Here is a 19,473-nt window from a genome sequence, read left to right as displayed (position 1 = left end):
GCGACCGCGTCTGCGGCGCTGTGATCAGGAGGCGGCGCCGAACACGGGCCGGCCGGGCGCGACGTCCTCGTCGTCGGGGACGCCGATGTTCTGGCAGGCGGTGAGCAGCCAGCGGCCGTCCTCCTTGGCCATGATCCAGAGCGGCGAGCCGACGTCGAGGCCGTCGGGGGTGGTGTAGACCTGGCGCAGCTTCACGGCGGCGACGTCGGGGCGGATGAACAGGACGTGCTCCAGTTCGAACCGCATCGACATGCCCCGCATGCCGCCGGGGAGGACCTGGCGGGTGAACTCGGCGATCTCGTCCAGCCCGTACAGCCGCTTGCCGCCGCCAGTGGTCCAGATGGCGTCGGAGCGGAACAGGGCCAGGAACTCGTCGGGCAGCTCGTTGTTCTGCGCGTGCTCGACGGTGTCGATGACGTGGCGGATCGCGTCCAGCTCGGCCTCGGCGGCCACGGTGTCGATGTCTGTTGTCATACCACCAGCTTGCTACCTCAACCGAAGTTGAGGTCAAGTGGGCGACCGGCATCACCCGGTTCGGGTGGGGCCGGGCCGCCGCCCGCACGCGAGGATCCGGAGGGGGGTGGTCTCATGAGCGAGACGACGCTGCCGATCATGTCGAGCCGGCGGTTGGGGGAGTTGCTCCGGCTGCTGAAGGAGGCGGACACGGTCGAGCTGAAGCTGAGCGTGCCGGACGCGGACCAGCGCTCCGCGGTCACGGAGCTGGGGATGGACCCGCTCGACGCGCAGATCCGGCAGGTGGTGTTCTTCGATACGCCGGACCTCGTGCTGGACGGCGCCGGGGTGGTGGTCCGGGCCCGGCGGGTGCAGCGCCGGCCCGGCGACGCGGTGGTGAAGCTGCGGCCGGTGGAGCCCGGACAACTGTCGCCGGGGCTGCGCCGGTCGCCGGACTTCGGGGTCGAGGTCGACGCGATGCCCGGCGGCTCGTTCGTCGCCTCTGGGCGGCTGAAGGCGCCGCTCGACAACGCCCACGTCACCGACGTGCTGGCCGGGCGGCGGCCGATCCGCAAGCTGTTCACCAAGCAGCAGCGTGAGCTGTTCGCCGCGCACGCCCCGGAGGGCATCGAGCTGGACGACCTGCGCCCGCTCGGCCCGATCCCGATCATGAAGCTCAAGTTCTCGCCCGGCGAGTACGGCCGCCGGCTGGTCGCCGAGCTGTGGTTCTACCCGGACGGCACCCGCATCCTCGAGCTGTCCACCAAGTGCCAACCCGGCGAGGCGCTCAACGTCGCCGCGGAGTCGCGGGCCTTCCTCGGCGAGCACGGCATCGACGTGGGCGGCGTGCAGCAGACGAAGACCCGGACGGCGCTGAGCTACTTCTCCGGGCAGCTCACCGGCAGCGGCGCGTCAGGACCCTGACTCCGGCTCGGCGGCGACGACGGCAGCGGCGGCCTCCGCGCTGACGGCGTGCCGGGCGATGGTGCGGTACCCCTCGATCCCGGCCTGCAGCCGTTCGATCATCCGGTCCTCGGCGACCGCGATGATGGCGGACGTGCCGGGCTGGAGGCTGTCGCCGACGGTGCGCAGGTCGTCGTCCTGGAAGCCCTTGTCGCGCAGCTTGCCCCAGATGCCTCCGCCGGCCGCGCCGACCGCGGCCGAGACCAACAGGCTGGGCGGGAAGATCAGCCCGACGATCCCGCCGGCGACGGCGCCGCGCTTGGCCCACGTCTTGCCGCCGGGGTCGGCGGTCTCCTGGAACGTCACCTGGCCGTCGGCGCGGCGGACGACGACGGCGGCGTCGATCAGGTCGATCGACCCCTCGCGGTCCATGGCGCGGAAGTCCTTCAGGGCCTCGCCGGCCTCGTCCTCGGTGCCGAAGGCGGCCACGAAGACCTCGATGGTGCTGTCACTCATGATGGTGTCCCTCCCGTGCGGGTCTCTTGGCAGGCCGGCGCGTCGTCGAAGGCCTGCCGGAGCGTGTCGTCGGCCGCCGACAGGAAGCCGGCGACGGTGTCGCCGAGCGTGCTGAGCGCCTGGCCGGTCTGCGTCAGCCCGGCCTGCGCCTCGGACAGCGCGGCGGTGAGGCCCTCGGCGCTGGTCGCTCCGGTGAGGCCCTGCAGCGCCTGCCCGACGGCGTCCAGCCCGGCGCGGACGTCGTCGGCGTCGTCGGCGAGCTCCTGCCGAGCGTTCTCGACGGCCTGATCGGCGCCGTCGGGCACGTCCTCGATGGCCTCGGAGAGCTCGTCGGCGCCGTCCTGGACGTCGCCGGCCCGGTCCTCGAGCTCCGAGCGCAGCTCGTCCAGCGACTCCTGCGACAGCGAGTCGACGTTCAGCCCGTCGGTCAGGCCGCGCAGGTCGTCGCCGAGGTCACTCCACGCCGAGCAGACGTCGTCGGCCCACGACGTCTCGGCGGACGCCTCGTCGCTGCAGCCGGCCAGCAGCAGCACCGACGCCGCCACCGCCGCCCCGAGCCGCCGCCGTCGCCGCGCCCCGCTCACCCCGCTCACCGCTCCAGCCGCTGGTCGAGCGTCGTCGCCGCCGTGATCAGCGCCAGGTGGCTGAAGGCCTGCGGGAAGTTGCCGAGCTGCTCGCCGGTGCGGCCGATCTCCTCGGCGTACAGGCCGACGTGGTTGGCGTAGGTGAGCATCTTCTCGAAGGTCAGGACAGCGTCGTCCAGCCGCCCGGACCGCGCCAGCGCGTCGACGTACCAGAACGTGCACATCGAGAACGTGCCCTCGTCGCCGCGCAGGCCGTCCGGCGAGGCGGCCGGGTCGTACCGGTACACCAGGCTGTCCGACACCAGCTCGCCGTCCATCGCCGCCAGCGTCGAGTGCCACCTCGGGTCGCGGGCGTCGACGAAGCCGACCAGCGGCAGGTAGAGGTTGGCGGCGTCGAGCACCGACGTGTCGTAGTGCTGCACGAACGCCTGCCGCTGCTGGTTCCACGCGCGCTCCATGACCTGCTGGTAGATCGCGTCGCGGTGCGCCCGCCAGCGGGTGACGTCGGCCGGACGGGCGTGGCGGTCGGCCAGCCGCAGCGCGCGGTCGAAGGCCACCCACGACATCACCCGGCCGTAGGTGAAGTGCTGCCGGCCGCCGCGGGTCTCCCAGATGCCGTCGTCGGGCTGGTCCCACGCGTCGCACAACCAGTCCAGCAGCGCGGTGACCCGCTGCCAGCCGGCGTGCGTCACCGGCAGCCCGTGGGTGGCGGCGAGGTGGACGGAGTCCAGCGCCTCGCCGAAGATGTCCAGCTGCAGCTGGCCGGCGGCGCCGTTTCCGACCCGCACCGGCCGCGAGCCGCGCCAGCCGTCGAAGTGGCCGAGCTCCTCCTCGGACAGGTCGGACGAGCCGTCGATCCGGTACATGATCTGCAACGGCGGCGCGCCGCCGTCCGCGGGCAACGGCGCCCGGACGCGGTCGCTCAGCCAGTTCAGGAACGCGCCGGCCTCCTCGGTGTAGCCGAGGCCGAGCAGCGCATGGATCGACAGCGACCCGTCGCGCACCCACGTGTACCGGTAGTCCCAGTTCCGCTCGCCGCCCGCCTGCTCCGGCAGCCCGGCGGTCGGCGCCGCGACCAGCGCGCCGGTAGGCCGGTACGTCAGCAGCTTGAGCGTGATCGCGGACCGGTCGACCCGCTCGCGCCAGCGGCCCCGGTAGGTGGACCGGCCGACCCAGCGGCGCCAGAACTCGCGGGTCTGCTCGAACAGCGCGAGGAGCTCGTCGCGGCCGGGCTCGCGCGGCGGGCCGTCCGGCGCCGTCTCCAGCACGACGCCGCCGATCTCGCCGGCCGACGCGGTGAGGACCGCGTGCACGCCGGCGGCGTCCTCCTCGACCCGCATCCGGTCCTCGGGCCGGAGGTTCGCCCGCCGGGCCACGTGCAGCGCCAGCTCGGTGCCGTCGGAGCCGTGGAACAGCACACCGGCCTCGGTGATCTCGGTGGTGTGGGTGCCGCGGCCGTAGTCGAACCGCGGCTCGACGTCGATGGCGACGCGCATCTGGCCGCGGACCACGCGCAGCAGCCGGACCAGCCGGTGCCGGTCGGTGGCCGCGCCGTCGATCACCGGCATGAAGTCGACGATCTCGCCGACGCCCTCCTCGGTGAGGAACCGCGTGATGAGGATCGCCGTCCCGGGCAGGTAGAGCTGCTTGCTCACCCAGCCGTCGCTGGCCGGCGCGATCCGGAACCGCCCGCCGCGCCCGGCGTCCAGCAGCGACGCGAACACGCTGGGTGAGTCGAACCGGGGCGTGCAGAACCAGTCGACGGTGCCGTCGGTGGCCACGAGCGCGGCGGTCTGCAGGTCGCCGATCAGCCCGTGGTCCTCGATGGGCGGGTAGCCGGTCATCCGCCCAGCAACCGCGCCTTGGCCGCGGTGAACTCCTCGTCGGTGAGCACGCCCTGAGCCTTGAGGTCGGCCAGCCGGGCCAGCTGGTCGGACAACGAGTCCTCGGCCGGCGCGGCCGGCGCTGGCGCGGGCGCGGCGGGCGCGGGCGGCGGCTGGGCGGCGTAGGCCGCCTGCGCCTGCTGCTCGTACTCCTGACCTTGCCAGCGCTGGGCCTGGCGGCGCGACACGCGGTTCGACACCGCCGTCGCCGTGCCGGCCACGACCGCCGTCCGGGCCATCCCGCGGAGCAGTCCCATCGCGATCGCCCCCTCAGCCGAGGTCGAGGCCGCGCAGCGCGCGGGCGGCCGTCTCGGCCGGGATGCGGGCCTGGTCGACGACGTCGCCGCCGGCCCCGCGGACCGCGTTGACGAACGGGATCGCCCAAGTGTTCTCGACGACGAGGACGGCGACGGAGTTGCCCGGCGGCAGCGCGGCCGCGACCTCCTCCACGTCCTCGGCGTCGAGCAGCCCGCCGCCGAGCTGCCCGTCGAGGTCGGCGAAGGCCGGTTCCAGGTCCGGCCCGAGCCCGGCCAGCTCGACCGAGCCGACGACGCCCTCGTCATCGCGGTACACGAACATCAGGTCCACGATCCGGACCAGCCCGTTCACGACGAGGTCGCGCATCGCCGGCACGATCTCGCCCTTGAACCGGTTGCCCGGGAACCTCAGCATCAGCACATCGACCGGTCCCACGTCCACGGTGTCCATGCGGCCCAGCCTCCGCCGCGGGACCACCGGCCGCCTCACCCGTCCGGGGTGAGGGGCCTCCGCCGGCTCGAGCTGCGCGCCACCGACGAGACCAGCGAGCCGATCGCTATCCCGAGCACCAGGTTCAGCCCGGCCGTGGCCAGCTGCGCGTCGAGGTCCGCGCCGGACGTGAACGGCGCCACGACGCCGATCACCGTCGCCAGCGCGATCACCCAGCCGAGGAACCGCAGCGGCTGCGGCGTCGTCAGGAGCAGGACGTGCGCCAGCCCGGTCGCCAGCAGCGCCGCCAGGGCCGCACCGGCCGCGTACCAGCCGGTGCTCGCGTCGCCCCAGGTGCCCTCGCCCTCCGGCGCGAGGACCGGGATGTCGAAGACGCCGCGGACCAGCACGATCCCGACGATCGCGATGAGGGCGGCGATGACGGCGGTCGCGGCGCCGCCGGCCCAGAGCCGGCTCGCGACGACGGCAGGTGGTCCGGACCGGTTGGCGGGGTAGCTGGTCATCGGCACGGCCTCCTCGGGCCTCAATCGGGCAGCTTGCGCATCTCCACGACCGTCAGCCCCAGGGCGTCCAGCCGGGCGAGCACGCCCCGCAGGTCCGCCCGGTCGCGCACCGGCCCGAAGATCGACGTGCCGCCGGCCGGGCCGTCGGCGACGCCGAACTCGGGGAACGCCGCCCGGACGGTGTCGGAGACGCGTCCGGGGACGAGGAACTCGTAGCGCATGTCGATGCGCCCCCAGGCTTCGGAGCGGGACACGTCCCACCTTCGCCGTCCGGGGGCCGGGACGGCTCACCCGCACGGGGTGAGGGGTGCGTCGGCGCGCCGAAACCCGTCCGAGGTGAGGGGCCCTGAGCAGGGTCGAGATCGACCATTCGCCGCTACTGTGAAGATCGTGGTCGTAGCTGCCCCCCACGCGGGGCGTGCGAGGATCCTGGAACAGAAGCTGCGGGTTCCTCGGATGCCGGCCAGCGTGGTGCCCCGCACCCGACTGCTTCGCGGCCTGGGGTCCGCGGAGGAGGAGGGGCGTGTGCTCGCCCTCGTCTCGGCCCCGGCCGGCGCGGGGAAGACCATGCTGATGTCCCAGTGGTGGCAGCGGCAGCGCTCGGCCGGCGTCCCGGTCGCCTGGCTGGCACTCGACGAGCATGACGACGACCCGTACGTGCTGTGGTCGGGGCTGTTGCGGGCGTGCGGACGGGCGGTGCGCGGCGTCGACGCGGCCGCCGAGGTGCGGCTGGCCGCGCTGACCCCGCCGGCCGACGCCGGCAACCGGGGCTTCCTGACCGCGTTCGCCGAGGCGGTCGACGCGCTGCGGGCGCCGATGTGGGTGCTGCTCGACGACGTGCACGTCATCGCGTCGCCGCACGGGCTGGCCTGCCTGGCCGGGCTGATCCGGTATCGCCCACCGGGGCTGCGGCTCATGCTCGGCAGCCGGTTCGACCCGCCGCTGCCGGTGGCCCGGATGGTGGTCGACGGCCAGGTGGCGGAGGTGCGCGCGGCCGACCTGGCGTTCGACCGCCACGAGGCCGGCCAGCTGCTGCGCCGCCGGCACCTCGAGCTGACCGATCCGGACATCGCGCTGCTGCTGGAGCGGACCGAGGGCTGGGCGGCCGGGCTCAGCCTGGCGGCGCTGTCATTGGCGTCGCAGGAGGACGTCACCAAGTACATCGCCGGGTTCGCCGGCGACGAGCGGCCGCTGGCCGACTACCTCGTCGCGGAGGTGCTCGACGCGCTCTCCGCTGACACCGTCGACCTGCTGCTGGCGACCGCGGTGGCCGAGACGCTCACCGCCGACCTCGCCAGCCGGCTGTCCGGCCGGGCCGACGCGGGCGCCGTCCTGGCCCGGCTGGCCCGCGACAACGCGCTGGTGGCGCGGGTGGGCCGGGCGCCGACGACGTACCGCGTGCACGGCCTGCTGCGCAGCTTCCTGCTGGCCGAGGGCAACCGGCGCGACGTCGTCGCGCAGCGGCGGCACCACGTCGAGGCGTCGCGCTGGTTCGCCGACCACGGGCTGCCCGCGCTGGCGCTCGACCACGCCGCCGCCGGTGGTGAGTGGCCGCGCACCGCCGAGCTGGTCGACCGGTACGGGCTGCGGCTGCTGCTCTCCGGCGACGCGGCGCAGCTGACGGCGACGGTCCGGCGGCTGCCCGACGACCTCGTCACCGAACCGGTGACGGCGCTGGTCGCCGCGCTGGCGGCGCTGCACGGCGGCGCGCTGGCGGTGGCCCGCCGGCACATCGACCTCGTCGGCCGCGACCCGACCGTGCACGCGTCGCCCCGGCTGCGGCTGCTGCACACCACCGCGCTCATGTACGAGGCCCGGCTGCGCGGCGACCGCGGCCCGAAGCTGCTGGAGCTGCTCGCGCTGAGCGACGAGCAGGCGCCGGGCGAGCCGGACCTGCTGCTGCTCGCCGCGGTGAACCGGGGAATCCTCCGGATCTGGTTCGGCGAGCACACGGCGGCCGAGGAGGACCTGCGCGACGCGCTGCGGATGGCCCGCCGTGACGGCCGCGACGCGCTCGCGCTGGAGTGCTTGTCGTACCTCGCGGTGAGCGCCGCGGCGCGGGGTGACGCCGACACCGTCGACCGGCTGATCACCGAGGCGATCGACTTCGCCGCGCGGCGCGGCTGGGCGGCCACCGGGCGGATGCCGCCGGTGTACCTGCTGGCGGCCGGTGCGGCGTACGAGCGCATGGACGACGCCGGGACCCGGCGGTACCTGTCGCTGGCCGGTGCCGTCGACGCCGACCTCGAGCCGGAGGTCGAGCTGTCCGCACGGCTGCTGCGCGCCAGCCTGGCGGCCGCGGAGACCCCGAACCGGCACGACGCGGTCCGGCTGCTGCGCCGGGCCTGGCCGTACGACGACACGGCGCTGCCGCCGCTGAGCGCGTCCTTCTTCAGTCTGACGCAACTGCGGCTGGCGCTGGCCGCGGGCGACCGCCCGGCGGCCGTCGAGGTGCTCGGCCGGGCCGAGCGGCTGCTGGGGGAGTCCGGCGACGTGCTGGTGCTGCGCGCGCTGGCACACGCGCACGACGGCCGCAAGGCGGCGGCCCGGGCGGCGCTGCAGCCGGTGCTGGCCGGCACGGCGCGGTGTCACCTGATCGGGTCCGAGGTCACCGGCTGGCTGCTGTCGGCGCACTTCGCGGCCGAGCTGGACGAGCCGGCACGGGCGCACGACGCGCTGCTGCACGCGTTGGAGCTGGCCGAGCCGCGGCGGATGTACCGGGAGTTCGTCGCCGCGTCGGGCCGGGTCCGGTCGCTGCTCATCCACGGGGAGGGGAGGTTCGGGCGGTACGAGGCGTTCGTGCGCTCGGTAGTGGCGCTGTTCGGCGACGGCGGCTTGGACGGCGTCGGCGACTTCCATGTCGCGGCGGTGTCCGGCGAGGCTCTGACGGCACGCGAGCTGGAGCTGCTGCGCGACCTGCCGTCGCTGCTGTCGCTGGAGGAGATCGCCGGCGCGCACGTGCTGAGCGTCAACACCGTCAAGACACATCTCAAGGCGATCTACCGCAAGTTCGACGTCGGCAGCCGCCGCCAGGCCGTCGACCGGGCACGGGAGTTGGGACTGTTGTAGCGCGGCTCACCCGCTGGGGGTGAGGCGCGGAGGATCATCGACGAGCAGGCTGTGGGCACGCTGTTGGGCGGGCTGGGGGAATGGGGTGGTGCATGGCCACACGCAGACGGGGGCTGCGATGAGGTTCCGGCCGGTGGAGGTGTTGATACTGACGTTTCCCGGCGAGCGGGTCGACCCGCTCGCCGTCGAAGCGTTGCGCGGCGTCGTCGACATGGGCGACGTCACGCTGCTGGACATCGTGTTCGCCACGCGCGAGGCGAACGGCGACCTGCGGGTCGTCGAGTTCGCCGACGGCGCTGACACGTTCGGCTTCGGCGGGGTGGAGATCGCCGAGGGCGAGCTGGTGAACGACGAGGACATCGCCGTGGTCGCCGACGCGCTGGCGCCGGGGCACTCGGCGGTGCTGATCGCGTACGAGAACACCTGGGTGCGGCGCGTCTCGGAGGCGATCCGCGACGCCGGCGGCCAGGTGGCGCTGCATGTCTTGATCCCGTCGGAAGCTGCCGACGACGTGTTGAGGGGGAACCCATGACCGGACGATTCGACCGGCCCGGACTGCTGGGCGCGGTGACGCGAGCCGCGATCCTGGACGGGACCGCACAGGTGATCACGAACGTGGTGACGCACTCCACCGCCCGCCGGCCGGCTCCGGCGGCTCCGGGCGCGGGTGCGCCTGGTGCCGGTGCGCCGGAGGTGGACCGCGCGGACCGGCCCGGACAGCGGCTGGTGGCGGCCCGGCCGGGCGGAGACTGACTCGATGGCCGGCGAGCCCCGCCCACCAGACGTTGATCTTGGAGAAACCGCGGAATCAACCGGGCAAAAGGGACCGCAACCCCGCGAGAACTCCAAGATCAACTCGGCGGCGGCCGGGGGTGAGAGGGCGCTCGGTGACGAGGAGCGGGCCGAGCTGGAGCGGCTGCGCTCCGAGGTGACGCGGCTGCGGGCGGCGGGTCCGCCCGGCGCCGACGCTTCGGCGGGCGGCTCCGGCGGCGCGTCGCCGGGGGAGACGGCGGCCGGGACGGGCTCCGGCGGCGGACGCTGGCGGGCGGTGGTCGCACCGATCCTGATCGTGCTCGGCTGCCTGCTCGCGATCCCGGCGACCGCGGCGGTGTGGCTGGACTCCGTCGTCACCGACACCGACCGGTACGTCGAGACCGTCGGCCCGCTGGCCCGCGACCCGGACATCGAGCGGGCCGTCACGAACCGCGTCACCGCCCGGCTGATGCAGGAGATCGACGTGCCGGCGGTGGTGAATGAGGCGTCGGCCCTGCTCGCGTCGCAGGGCGCCCGCCCGCGGCTGACGTCGACGCTCAACGACCTGGCCGGGCCGATCGACGGGGCCGTCCAGGGCTGGGTGGGCGACCAGGTCGGCGCCGTCGTCGCCAGTGACCGGTTCGCCGACGCCTGGACGCAGGCCAACCGGGTCGCCCACCAGGCGCTCCTGGCGGTACTGACAGGCGAGAACGAGAACGGCGCCGTCCAGGTCGAGGGCAACACCGTCAGCATCCAGCTGGCGCCGGTCGTCGAGGACGCGAAGCAGCGGCTCGTCGATGCGGGGTTCCAGCGCGCCGGGTCGATCCCGGCGGTGGACATGCAGCTGACGCTGTTCCAGTCCGACGACGTGGAGACGGCGCAGGCCGGGTTCCGGCTGATCGACCGGCTGGGCACGTGGCTGCCGGTCATCGCGCTGGGGCTGATCGCGGCCGGGGCGCTCGTGGCCCGCGGCCGGCGGCGGGCGCTGATCGGCGCCGGGATCGGGCTCGGGCTGGCGATGCTCGCCCTCGGCGCCGCGCTCACCGTCGTCCGGCCGGTCTACCTGGGTGCGCTGCCGGCGTCCGTGGACGACGCCGCGGCGGGCGCGCTGTTCGACCAGGTGGTGTCGCTGCTGCGGACGACCCTGCGCACGGTGCTGGCGGCCGGGCTGGTCGTGGCGCTGGTGGCGTGGCTGACCGGGCCGTCTCCACAGGCGGTCGCGGTGCGTCGCGGCGTCGCGCGGCTGGGCTCCGTCGGCACCGGCTGGGGTTGGCGCGACTCGCCGGCGGTCGGCTGGCTGCGCGAGCACAAGCGGCCGGTGCAGGTGGCCGTCCTGGTGGTCGCGGCGCTCGTGTTCGTGTTCTGGAACTACCCGAACGCCGGCGTGGTGCTGTCGATCCTGCTGGTCGCGGGTGTGTTGCTGGCGGCGCTCGAGCTGGCGACGGGCCAGGTGGCGGCGCGACCCGGACCGCCGGCCGCCCGGCCGTCGTAGGGGATGGACGGTCAGGTGGCGGCGTCGTCCGGACCCTCGGCGACCAGGCGCTCGTAGGCGTCGACGGCGGCCCGCACCGAGGGGTGCACGCGGCCGCCGTCGCGCCAGGACGGCCAGGCCGCCGTGCGCCGCGCCTTCACCAGCGCCGCCTCCGGGACGGCGGCCACCCAGAGAGCGATGCCGTCCCTGGCCAGCTGCTGCTCGGTCGCCGCGAAGGCGTCCATCACCGTCACCGACGTGTCCAGCGTCGCGCCGAGGTCCAGCAGCAGCACCCGCGGAGGCGGGTCGGCCGTCGTCGCGCGGCGTACCAGTTCCGTCTGAACGGTGCGCACGTTCATCGTGTAGAGGGCGCCCTCGATCCGGACCACTAGCAGTCCGGGTAGTGGCGACTCCTGAAATAGGAGTGGATGGTTCAGTCGGCGTAGGACGAGGTAGTAGGTCAGGAGCACTCCTGCAAGAACACCCACCAGCAGGTTCGTCACCAGCGCGAGCAGCCCCGTCGCCGCCGCGACCCACACCTCGGCCCGATCGATCCGGGCGATGCGGCGCAGCTCGTCGACGTCGAGCAGGCCGGTCACCGCGACCACGACGACGGCGGCCAGCGTGGCCTCCGGCAGGTCGCTGAGCACCGGCGCGAGGAACAGCGCCGCGGCCACGGCGACCGCGGCGGTCACTAGCGAGCTGAGCTGGGTCCGGGCGCCGGCGCCGACGTTGACCATCGTCTGCGAGAACCCGCCGGCCGGCGGCGCGGTCGCGACGAACGCCCCGGCGACCGCCGCGGTCCCGTTGGCGAGCAACTCGCGGCCGGTGCCGATCGGCGGGTCGGCCGGCTCGCGGGTGCTGCGGCCGACGGCGATCGTCTCCATGAACGCCATCAGCGCGATGGCCAGCGCGTACGGCAGCATCGTCGTCGCGCCGTCGAGCGGCGGGACGGCCGGGACGGGCAGGCCGCTCGGCACCTCCGGGATCAGCTCGACGCCGCGCGCGGGCAGGTCCGCCCACGCTGTCGCCGCGATCCCACCGGCGACGGCGAGCAGCGGGCCGGGCACCCGCGGCACCCACCGGTGCACCGCCCACAGCCCGGCCAACGTCAGAGCGGCGAGGACGACGGTGGCGCGGTTCGCGTCGTCGAGGTGCGTCACGATGTGCCCGATGCCGCGCAGGAACCCGTCCGGCCCGGCGTCGATGCCGAGCAGGTGCGGCAGCTGGTCGACGATGATCGTCAGCCCGACGCCCACCTTCAGCCCGCTGACGACGGTGTCCGAGATCGCGTCGACCACCCAGCCGAGGCGGAGCAGCCAGAACAGCAGCAGCGCCAGTCCGGTGAGCAGCGTCAGCGTGCTGACCGCGGCCATCGCCTCGTCCGGGTCGTCCGGCGTGCCCGCGGCGGCCAGCGCCAGCCCCGCCAGCGCGACGATGGTGGACGTCGTGCTCATGCTCAGCTTCCGGGCGCCGCCGAGCAGCGCGTACGCCACCATCGGCACGATGCACGTGTACAGGCCGACCTCCACCGGCAGCCCGGCCACGCCCGCGTACCCCATCGCCTGCGGGATCACCACCGCGCCCGCCACGACCCCCGCGACGACGTCGGCGCGGACCGCGGCGGTCGTCCTGGCGGGGACGGCGGCGCTGGTCACCCGGACAGCCCGGCGATGCCGTCGCCGACCAGCTTGGCGCCGATCACCAGCAGCACGACCGTCAGCACGGCCGCGTTGTTCCGGGCCAGCCACGTCTTGAGGTCGGCCAGCATCGCGTCGGCGCGCTCGCCCAGCACCCACGTGAGCACGACCGGCAACCCGACCCCGAGCGTGCCGAGAACCACGAACACCGCCAGCGCGACCGCCTGCTCGCCGGCGCCGATGCCGGTCTGCGCGATGGCCGCGCCCGCCGCGACGGTGAGCATGAGGTTCTTCGGGTTGACGGCGGACAGCGCGGCGCCGAGGCCGCATGAGCGGACGGCCGACCAGGAGTCGAGCGCCGCCATCCAGCCCGGCAGCTCCGGCTCGGCGTCGCCGATGGGCCGTTGCCGCCAGGTCCGGACGGCGAGGAGCAGGACGAGCAGGCCGAGCGCCAGCTTCAGCCAGCCGACCCAGTCCGCCGGCTCGCCGCCGTCGGCCGGATCGGCAGCGGCCGCCGCCAGCAGCACCACCGTCCCGGCGACGGCCAGGCCGGCCAGCCAGCCGATCAGGAACGCCGGCCCGGTCACGCGGCCGCGGCGGCTGCTCAGCATCAGGACGACCGCGACGATCGGCAGCGGGCTCAGTGCCACGCCCACCCCGAGCGGCAGGACCGCCCCGATCGCCTCGCCCATGCCCGCCTCCACCCGCCCGAGTCCCGGCCATCGTCGCGGCGGCCGGCCAGGCGCGGCGTCACCCGAACGGGGTGACCCCCCGCCCACGTTGATCTTGGAGTTCTTCGGCCATCTACCGGACATTTCGCCCCGTGAATGCCGAACAACTCCAAGATCAACGTCGCGGGGTGCGGGGGCGCGGGGCGGGGGAGGGCGGCGTCACCCGAAGGGGGTGAGGCAGCGGCCGCCGGTCGGAGCCGACGATGGCCGCATGCCGGCGTGGTTGTTGGGGTCGTTGCGCGGCTACCGGCGGTCGTGGCTGCGCCGCGACCTGGTGGCCGGGCTGACGGTGTGGGCGGTGCTGATCCCGGAGTCGCTGGCCTACGCGTCGATCGCCGGGGTATCGCCGGTGGTGGGGCTGTACGCGGCGATCCCGGCCCTGATCCTGTACCCGCTGTTCGGCAGCTCCCGGCACCTGGTCGTCGGGCCGATGTCGGCGACGGCGGCGTTGTCGGCGGGAGTGGTCGGCGGGATCGTGTCGAGCGGATCCGGGGACTTCCCCGCTTATACGGCGGGCCTGGCGCTCGCGGTCGGTACGCTGGCGGTGCTGGCCGGGCTGCTGCGGCTGGGCTTCCTGGCCAACTTCGTCTCCGAACCGGTGCTCAAGGGCTTCATCGTCGGGATGGCGCTGGTGATCATCGTCGGGCAGTTGCCGAAGCTGTTCGGGCTCGAGGGCGGCGAGGGCAACTTCTTCCAGAAGCTCTGGGCCGTCCTGACGTCGCTCCAGGACGCCAACGGCTGGGCCGCGGCCGTCGGCGGACTCTGCCTCGCACTGGTGCTCGTCCTGCGCCGCACGGCGCCGCTGGTCCCCGGATCGCTGGCGGCGGTCGTCCTCGGCATCGTCCTGTCGGCCGCGCTGAACCTGCAGGACCGCGGCGTCGCCGTCGTCGGGGACATCGAGGCGGGGCTGCCGGCGCCGAACGTGCCGGACCTGGCCGCGGCCGCGGACATCCCGCTGCTGCTGTCGGGCGCGGCCGGGGTGATGCTGGTCGGCTTCGCCGAGGGCCTCGGCGCGGCCAAGACCTACGCCCGCCGCGACGGCTACCGGATCGACGCCGACCGGGAGCTGGCCGGGCTGGGCGCGGCCAACCTCGGCGCCGGGTTCCTCAACGGCATGGTGGTGAACGGCAGCCTGTCGAAGACGGCGGTCAACGGCGGCGCGGGCGCGCGGTCGCAGGTGTCCGGCTGGACGGTCGCCGCGCTGACGGTGCTGACGTTGCTGCTGCTGACGCCGCTGTTCGCGGACCTGCCGGAGCCGGCGCTGGCCGCCGTCGTCATCGCGGCGGTGATCGAACTGGTCGACGTCGGCGGGCTGCGGCGGTTGTACGACGTCAACACGGCCGCGCTGACCACCATCTACGGCCGGGCCGCGCGGGCGGACTTCATCTGCGCCTCCGGCGCCCTGCTCGGCGTCCTCGTCTTCGACACGCTGCCGGGCCTGCTCATCGGCGTCGTGCTGTCGGTGATCCTGCTGCTGGCCCGGACGGCGCACCCGCACGTCGCCGTGCTCGGCCGCGTCCCGGGCGGCCAGTGGGTGGACCTCGCCCGGGAACCGGGGAGCTCCCCGGCTGACGGCGTCGTGGTGGTTCGGGTGGAGAGCGGGCTGTACTTCGCCAACGCCGACGCGGTCCAGGAGCGGCTGCTGGAGCTGGCCGCCGCCGACGGCGTCCACGCGCTGGTGCTCGACGCCGCCACCGTCCCGTCCGTCGACGTCACCGCGGCGGGGATGCTCCGCGACACCGCCGCCGAGCTGCGCGCTCGCGGCGTAGAGCTGCTCGCCGTCGGCGACGTGGGGCAGGTGCGCGACGTGCTGCGGCGGACCGGCGCGGCGACGGTGCTGAACCGGCTGTACCCGACGGTCGACGCGGCGGTCGCGGCGACCTCACCCGGAGAAGGTGAGGCCGCCGGCGACGGCGCCGCCCGACGATGAGCAGACGGGGGACGACGGGGGCGACAGCGAGGGGGACCCATGGCCGAGCGGTTCGACGGCGTCATCAACCTCGACATCCGCGACTCCGTACCCGACTGGACGCCGTTCCTGGCCCGCCGGGCTCCGGAGGGCGCGCCGAACGTCCTGGTCATCCTTTACGACGACACCGGGCAGGCGGCGTGGTCGCCGTACGGCGGACGGATCGAGATGCCGACGCTGGACCGGCTGGCCGCGAACGGGCTGACGTACAGCCAGTGGCACACGACCGCGTTGTGCGGGCCGACCCGGTCGTGCCTGCTCACCGGCCGCAACCACCACCAGAACGCGTTCGCGACGATCGCCGAGTCGGCCACCGGCTTCCCCGGCAACCACACGCACATCCCGATGGAGAACGCCTACCTGGCGCAGGTGCTCGGCGACGCCGGCTGGAACACGTTCTGGGTCGGCAAGAACCACAACGTCCCGGTCGACGAGTTCGCCATGGGCGCGTCGAAGCGGAACTGGCCGATCCGCCGCGGCTTCGACCGGTTCTACGGCTTCATCGGCGGCGAGACCAACCAGTGGTACCCCGACCTCGCCGAGGACGACCACTACACCGAGCAGCCGTACCTGCCCGAGGACGGCTACCACCTGTCCAAGGACCTCGCGGACAAGGCGATCGAGTTCGTCCGCGACAGCCGGCAGACCGCGCCGGACAAGCCCTGGTACCTGTTCTACTGCCCGGGCGCCAACCACGCGCCGCACCATGCCCCGCGCGAGTGGATCGACAAGTACCGCGGCGCCTTCGACGCCGGCTACGAGGCCTACCGCGAGTGGGTCCTGCCGCGGATGAAGGCGCGCGGGATCCTGCCGGACGACACCGAGCTGACCCCGATGAACCCGATGCCGGACGGCACCACCAGCCCGCAGGACGCCGTCCGGCCGTGGGACTCGCTCAGCGCGGACGAGCAGCGGCTGTTCAGCCGGATGGCCGAGGTCTACGCCGCGTTCTCCGAGTACACCGACCACGAGACCGGCCGGCTGATCGACTACCTGGACGAGTCCGGGCAGCTGGACAACACCCTCGTCTTCTACTGCGCGGATAACGGCGCGTCGGGGGAGGGCAGCCCGAACGGCTCGGTCAACGAGAACAAGTTCTTCAACGGCTGGCCGGACACCATCGAGGACAACCTGCCGATGATCGACCGGCTGGGCGGCCCGGACACCTACAACCACTACCCGACCGGCTGGGCGATGGCGTTCTCGACGCCGTACCGCATGTTCAAGCGGTACTCGTACCAGGGCGGCGTCTGCGACCCGCTGGTGATCTCCTGGCCGAGCGGGATCAAGGCCCGCGGCGAGGTGCGCGACCAGTACCACCACGCGATCGACGTCGTGCCGACGATCCTCGACTGCTGCGGCGTCGAGCTGCCTGACACGGTGCTCGGGTACGCGCAGACGCCGCTGCCGGGCGCGTCGATGCGGTACAGCTTCGACGACGACGCCGCGCCGACGAACCGGCGCACACAGTACTACGAGATGCTCGGCACCCGGGCGCTGTGGCACGACGGCTGGAAGGCCGTCGCCGTCCACGGCCCGATGCCGTCGGACCTCGGGCACTTCGCCGACGACCGGTGGCAGCTGTTCCACACCGACGCCGACCGCGCCGAGGCGCACGACCTCGCCGACGAGCACCCGGAGAAGCTGCGCGAGCTGGTGGACCTCTGGTTCGAGGAGGCCGGCAAGTACGACGTGCTGCCGCTCAACGACCTCGGGGTGCTCGACTACATCACCTACGAGTTCCAGGCGCCGGCACCGGCCGGCGGCACGTACACCTACTACCCGGGCACCGCCGACGTGCCGGAGCGTTCGGCCGCCAGCACGCACGGCGTCTCGTACCGGATCCTCGCCGAGGTGGAGCTGACGGCGTCGGCGCAGGGCGTGCTCCTGGCGCACGGGTCGCGGTTCGGCGGCCACACGCTGTTCGTCCAGGACGGCCGGCTGCACTACGTCTACAACTTCCTCGGCCTCGCGCCGGAGCAGGAGCTGGTCTCCGGCGCGCTGCCCGACGGCCGGCACGTCCTCGGCGTCGAGTTCGCCAAGGAGCGGACCGGCGAGCACGGCGAGTCGCACGGCACCGCCACGCTCTACGTCGACGAGACGGCGGTGGCCAAGGGCGCGCTGCGCACCCAGACCGGGCACTTCGCGCTGTGCGGCGAGGGCCTGTGCGTCGGCTACGACGGCGGCGACGCCGTCACCCGGCAGTACCCGCAGCGGTTCCCGTTCACCGGCGGCCGCATCGTGAAGGTCGAGGTCAACGTGGCCGACGACCGCTATCTGGACCTCGAGCGGCAGCTCAACGCCGCTCTCGCCCGCGACTAGCACACAAGGAGACCCGCTCATGGCCACGTTCACCGTCTGGAAGTTCGACGACCCCACCGCCGCCGACCGCTCCGTCACGCTGCTGGAGTCGCTGCAGAAACAGGAGCTGATCCAGGTCCACGACGCCGCCACGGTGTCCTGGGAGCCGGACAAGAAGAAGCCGAAGACCCGCCAGCTGTCCAGCATGACCAGGATCGGCGCGCTCGGCGGGGCGTTCTGGGGGATGCTGTTCGGCCTGCTGTTCTTCGTCCCGCTGCTGGGCGCGGCGGTCGGCGCGGCCGCCGGCGCGCTGGGCGGGTCGCTCAGCGACGTCGGCATCGACGACGACTTCATCCGGCAGACCCGCGATAAAGTCACCCCTGGGACGTCCGCGCTGTTCGTCCTCACCAGCGGCGCCGTGCAGGACAAGGTCCTCCAGGCGTTCGAGGAGTCCGGGCTGCGGGCCGAGCTGGTCCAGTCCAACCTGACCATGGAGCAGGAGGAGAAACTCCGGGATGCCTTCGCCGAGTGACCCGGCGCCGTGCTGTGCGGCCGCCCGCGAGCCGCACCTGGTGGCGGTGCCGTCGCTGACGGCGCCGCCACCAGCCGCGTCGGCGCCCGGCGGCGCGATGGTGACGCTGCCCGGCGGCGCGTTCCTCATGGGCACCGACGCCGGCGACGGCTACCCGGCCGACGGCGAGGGCCCGGTCCGCGAGGTGAGGCTCGAGCCGTTCCGCATCGACGTCACCACGGTGACGAACGCGGCCTTCGCCGAGTTCACCGAGGCCACCGGCTGGATCACGCTGGCCGAGCGGTTCGGCACGTCGTTCGTCTTCGCCGGCCTGCTGCCCGGCGACCACCCGCCGACCCGCGGCGTCGCGGCGGCGCCGTGGTGGCGTGAGGTGTACGGGGCCGACTGGCGGCACCCGGAGGGCCCGGCGTCGGGCATCGACGAGCGCATGGACCACCCCGTCGTCCACGTCACCTGGCGCGACGCTCGCGCCTACGCCCGCTGGGCGGGCAAGCGGCTGCCCACCGAGGAGGAGTGGGAGTACGCCGCCCGCGGCGGGCTGGTGCAGAGCCGCTACCCGTGGGGCGACGAGCGCGAGCCCGGCGGCGAGCACCGCATGAACGTCTGGCAGGGCAGCTTCCCGGCGAAGAACACCGCCGCCGACGGCTTCGTCGGCACCGCGCCGGCCGACGCCTACCCGCCCAACGGCTACGGCCTGCACAACATGACCGGCAACGTGTGGGAGTGGTGCGCGAACTGGTTCGACCAGCGCGACCCCGCGCGGGCCGGCGCCAAGGCGATGCGCGGCGGCTCCTACCTGTGCCACGACAGCTACTGCTTCCGCTACCGGGTCGACGCACGCAGCTCCAACACGCCTGACAGCTCGGCCGGCAACATCGGCTTCCGCTGCGTCGCCGACGAGTGAGTCCCACGCCCGCGGCCCTCACACTGCCGATGGTTGGCAGTTTGGTGGTGCCATAGACCCACCAAACTGCCAACCATCGCGGCGGGCGAGCCCGCAACGCCGTGCGCCGTCACCTGGCGCTGAGGATGCCGGACCTCGCGATCGCCCAGATCACGAACACGTTGATCGCGATGATCAGCAGCGACCAGAACGGGTAGTAGGGGATGAAGAAGAAGTTGCTGATCGCGCTCACGGCGGCGAGCCCGATCGCCACCCCTCCGGCGACGCTGCTGCCGGTGAACAGGAAGAAGCCGGCCAGGGCGATGAGGACGCCGATGATCAGGTGCACCCAGCCCCATGCGGTGATGTCCAGGTCGAACGTGTAATTGGGCAGCACGACGTAGAACTCGTCGTCGATGATCGCCGCCAGTCCCTCGAGCGCCTGGAAGACGCCGATGATGATCATCATCGTCGCGGCGAAGATGACCCCGCCGGACGCCCAGCCGGGCGGCTCGGACCGGGTCGACTCGGTCGGCGACGTGCGGAAATCGGTCATGACTCCTCCTGCGAGCTG

20 protein-coding genes are annotated in these 19,473 nt (G+C 73.6%); 9 read left to right on the top strand and 11 right to left on the bottom strand.

Annotated features, from left to right (window positions below; genetic code table 11):
- Window positions 1–24 precede the first annotated feature (24 nt).
- Complete coding sequence (locus BLV05_RS22060; protein ID WP_046770467.1) at window positions 25–474, bottom strand: SgcJ/EcaC family oxidoreductase; 450 nt, start codon at window positions 472–474, stop codon at window positions 25–27.
- Window positions 475–588: 114 nt separating this feature from the next.
- On the opposite strand from BLV05_RS22060, the gene BLV05_RS22055 reads away from it, so the two are divergent.
- Window positions 589–1,377, top strand: coding sequence for a hypothetical protein (locus BLV05_RS22055; RefSeq protein ID WP_052762747.1), 789 nt, complete (start codon window positions 589–591; stop codon window positions 1,375–1,377).
- Here the strand turns inward: BLV05_RS22055 and BLV05_RS22050 are convergent.
- From BLV05_RS22050 to BLV05_RS22020, 7 genes are read right to left on the bottom strand one after another with little or no spacing between them, the layout of a single operon-like run.
- Window positions 1,366–1,872 (bottom strand): DUF1269 domain-containing protein, encoded by a 507-nt coding sequence (locus BLV05_RS22050; RefSeq protein ID WP_052762746.1) that lies wholly within the window; start codon window positions 1,870–1,872, stop codon window positions 1,366–1,368. The genes BLV05_RS22055 and BLV05_RS22050 overlap by 12 nt on opposite strands.
- Window positions 1,869–2,456, bottom strand: coding sequence for a hypothetical protein (locus tag BLV05_RS22045; protein WP_046770466.1), 588 nt, complete (start codon window positions 2,454–2,456; stop codon window positions 1,869–1,871). The genes BLV05_RS22050 and BLV05_RS22045 overlap by 4 nt, the downstream gene beginning before the upstream one ends.
- 5 nt (window positions 2,457–2,461) lie before the next feature.
- Window positions 2,462–4,300 carry a glycoside hydrolase family 15 protein gene (locus tag BLV05_RS22040; RefSeq protein WP_046770465.1) on the bottom strand — a complete coding sequence of 613 codons (1,839 nt, stop codon included), beginning with the start codon at window positions 4,298–4,300 and terminating at the stop codon, window positions 2,462–2,464.
- The gene (locus BLV05_RS22035) at window positions 4,297–4,596 is read right to left on the bottom strand and encodes an SHOCT domain-containing protein (protein ID WP_046770464.1); all 300 of its coding nucleotides are present in this window, start codon (window positions 4,594–4,596) and stop codon (window positions 4,297–4,299) included. Before BLV05_RS22035 ends, BLV05_RS22040 begins: the two co-directional genes overlap by 4 nt.
- A 13-nt stretch (window positions 4,597–4,609) precedes the next feature.
- Entirely contained in the window at window positions 4,610–5,047 is a 438-nt protein-coding gene (locus tag BLV05_RS22030) for a DUF6325 family protein (protein ID WP_046770463.1), read from the bottom strand.
- Between the two features lie 35 nt (window positions 5,048–5,082).
- Window positions 5,083–5,550: a DUF6069 family protein gene (locus tag BLV05_RS22025; protein WP_046770462.1), complete on the bottom strand. Its 468-nt coding sequence runs from the start codon at window positions 5,548–5,550 to the stop codon at window positions 5,083–5,085.
- A gap of 20 nt (window positions 5,551–5,570) precedes the next feature.
- Window positions 5,571–5,771, bottom strand: coding sequence for a hypothetical protein (locus BLV05_RS22020; RefSeq protein WP_046770461.1), 201 nt, complete (start codon window positions 5,769–5,771; stop codon window positions 5,571–5,573).
- Window positions 5,772–6,075: 304 nt separating this feature from the next.
- Here BLV05_RS22020 and BLV05_RS22015 point away from each other — a divergent pair, with 304 nt between their 5' ends.
- The 4 genes from BLV05_RS22015 (at window position 6,076) to BLV05_RS22000 (ending at window position 10,864) form a co-directional block, all read left to right on the top strand.
- Window positions 6,076–8,619: a LuxR C-terminal-related transcriptional regulator gene (locus BLV05_RS22015; RefSeq protein ID WP_152690894.1), complete on the top strand. Its 2,544-nt coding sequence runs from the start codon at window positions 6,076–6,078 to the stop codon at window positions 8,617–8,619.
- A 133-nt stretch (window positions 8,620–8,752) separates the two neighbouring features.
- Window positions 8,753–9,151: a DUF6325 family protein gene (locus tag BLV05_RS22010; protein ID WP_052762745.1), complete on the top strand. Its 399-nt coding sequence runs from the start codon at window positions 8,753–8,755 to the stop codon at window positions 9,149–9,151.
- Entirely contained in the window at window positions 9,148–9,372 is a 225-nt protein-coding gene (locus BLV05_RS22005; RefSeq protein WP_046770458.1) for a hypothetical protein, read from the top strand. The genes BLV05_RS22010 and BLV05_RS22005 overlap by 4 nt, the downstream gene beginning before the upstream one ends.
- A 4-nt stretch (window positions 9,373–9,376) precedes the next feature.
- Window positions 9,377–10,864: a hypothetical protein gene (locus BLV05_RS22000; RefSeq protein WP_152690893.1), complete on the top strand. Its 1,488-nt coding sequence runs from the start codon at window positions 9,377–9,379 to the stop codon at window positions 10,862–10,864.
- Window positions 10,865–10,875: 11 nt separating this feature from the next.
- On the opposite strand, the gene BLV05_RS21995 is transcribed toward BLV05_RS22000, so the two are convergent.
- Both BLV05_RS21995 and BLV05_RS21990 read right to left on the bottom strand, forming a co-directional pair.
- The gene (locus BLV05_RS21995; protein ID WP_046770457.1) at window positions 10,876–12,501 is read right to left on the bottom strand and encodes a SulP family inorganic anion transporter; all 1,626 of its coding nucleotides are present in this window, start codon (window positions 12,499–12,501) and stop codon (window positions 10,876–10,878) included.
- Window positions 12,498–13,175: a GAP family protein gene (locus BLV05_RS21990; protein ID WP_046770532.1), complete on the bottom strand. Its 678-nt coding sequence runs from the start codon at window positions 13,173–13,175 to the stop codon at window positions 12,498–12,500. Before BLV05_RS21990 ends, BLV05_RS21995 begins: the two co-directional genes overlap by 4 nt.
- A 250-nt stretch (window positions 13,176–13,425) precedes the next feature.
- Between BLV05_RS21990 and BLV05_RS21985 the strand changes: the two genes are divergently transcribed.
- The 4 genes from BLV05_RS21985 to BLV05_RS21970 are packed head-to-tail and all read left to right on the top strand — an operon-like array spanning window position 13,426 to window position 18,920.
- A complete protein-coding gene (locus BLV05_RS21985; protein ID WP_046770456.1) occupies window positions 13,426–15,144 on the top strand; it encodes a SulP family inorganic anion transporter in 1,719 nt (572 codons plus the stop codon).
- Window positions 15,145–15,183: 39 nt separating this feature from the next.
- Window positions 15,184–17,505: an arylsulfatase gene (locus BLV05_RS21980; RefSeq protein ID WP_046770455.1), complete on the top strand. Its 2,322-nt coding sequence runs from the start codon at window positions 15,184–15,186 to the stop codon at window positions 17,503–17,505.
- 19 nt (window positions 17,506–17,524) lie between these two features.
- Complete coding sequence (locus tag BLV05_RS21975) at window positions 17,525–18,016, top strand: DUF1269 domain-containing protein (protein ID WP_046770454.1); 492 nt, start codon at window positions 17,525–17,527, stop codon at window positions 18,014–18,016.
- Window positions 18,000–18,920, top strand: a complete 921-nt coding sequence (locus BLV05_RS21970) for a formylglycine-generating enzyme family protein (protein ID WP_082155479.1) — start codon at window positions 18,000–18,002, stop codon at window positions 18,918–18,920. Before BLV05_RS21975 ends, BLV05_RS21970 begins: the two co-directional genes overlap by 17 nt.
- A gap of 109 nt (window positions 18,921–19,029) precedes the next feature.
- On the opposite strand, the gene BLV05_RS21965 is transcribed toward BLV05_RS21970, so the two are convergent.
- Window positions 19,030–19,455 (bottom strand): DUF7144 family membrane protein, encoded by a 426-nt coding sequence (locus BLV05_RS21965; protein WP_046770453.1) that lies wholly within the window; start codon window positions 19,453–19,455, stop codon window positions 19,030–19,032.
- Window positions 19,456–19,473: the final 18 nt, after the last annotated feature.

The sequence above is a fragment of the Jiangella alkaliphila genome, assembly GCF_900105925.1.
GTDB lineage: Bacteria > Actinomycetota > Actinomycetes > Jiangellales > Jiangellaceae > Jiangella > Jiangella alkaliphila.
This window is presented reverse-complemented; position numbering and strand designations above follow the sequence as displayed.

Coding starts and splice junctions, on each gene's coding strand:
- BLV05_RS22060 (WP_046770467.1), bottom strand. CDS start 474: ATGACAACAGACATCGACACCGTGGCCGCCGAGGCCGAGCTGGACGCG.
- BLV05_RS22055 (WP_052762747.1), top strand. CDS start 589: ATGAGCGAGACGACGCTGCCGATCATGTCGAGCCGGCGGTTGGGGGAG.
- BLV05_RS22050 (WP_052762746.1), bottom strand. CDS start 1,872: ATGAGTGACAGCACCATCGAGGTCTTCGTGGCCGCCTTCGGCACCGAG.
- BLV05_RS22040 (WP_046770465.1), bottom strand. CDS start 4,300: ATGACCGGCTACCCGCCCATCGAGGACCACGGGCTGATCGGCGACCTG.
- BLV05_RS22035 (WP_046770464.1), bottom strand. CDS start 4,596: ATGGGACTGCTCCGCGGGATGGCCCGGACGGCGGTCGTGGCCGGCACG.
- BLV05_RS22030 (WP_046770463.1), bottom strand. CDS start 5,047: ATGGACACCGTGGACGTGGGACCGGTCGATGTGCTGATGCTGAGGTTC.
- BLV05_RS22025 (WP_046770462.1), bottom strand. CDS start 5,550: ATGACCAGCTACCCCGCCAACCGGTCCGGACCACCTGCCGTCGTCGCG.
- BLV05_RS22020 (WP_046770461.1), bottom strand. CDS start 5,771: ATGCGCTACGAGTTCCTCGTCCCCGGACGCGTCTCCGACACCGTCCGG.
- BLV05_RS22005 (WP_046770458.1), top strand. CDS start 9,148: ATGACCGGACGATTCGACCGGCCCGGACTGCTGGGCGCGGTGACGCGA.
- BLV05_RS22000 (WP_152690893.1), top strand. CDS start 9,377: ATGGCCGGCGAGCCCCGCCCACCAGACGTTGATCTTGGAGAAACCGCG.
- BLV05_RS21990 (WP_046770532.1), bottom strand. CDS start 13,175: ATGGGCGAGGCGATCGGGGCGGTCCTGCCGCTCGGGGTGGGCGTGGCA.
- BLV05_RS21985 (WP_046770456.1), top strand. CDS start 13,426: ATGCCGGCGTGGTTGTTGGGGTCGTTGCGCGGCTACCGGCGGTCGTGG.
- BLV05_RS21980 (WP_046770455.1), top strand. CDS start 15,184: ATGGCCGAGCGGTTCGACGGCGTCATCAACCTCGACATCCGCGACTCC.
- BLV05_RS21975 (WP_046770454.1), top strand. CDS start 17,525: ATGGCCACGTTCACCGTCTGGAAGTTCGACGACCCCACCGCCGCCGAC.
- BLV05_RS21970 (WP_082155479.1), top strand. CDS start 18,000: ATGCCTTCGCCGAGTGACCCGGCGCCGTGCTGTGCGGCCGCCCGCGAG.
- BLV05_RS21965 (WP_046770453.1), bottom strand. CDS start 19,455: ATGACCGATTTCCGCACGTCGCCGACCGAGTCGACCCGGTCCGAGCCG.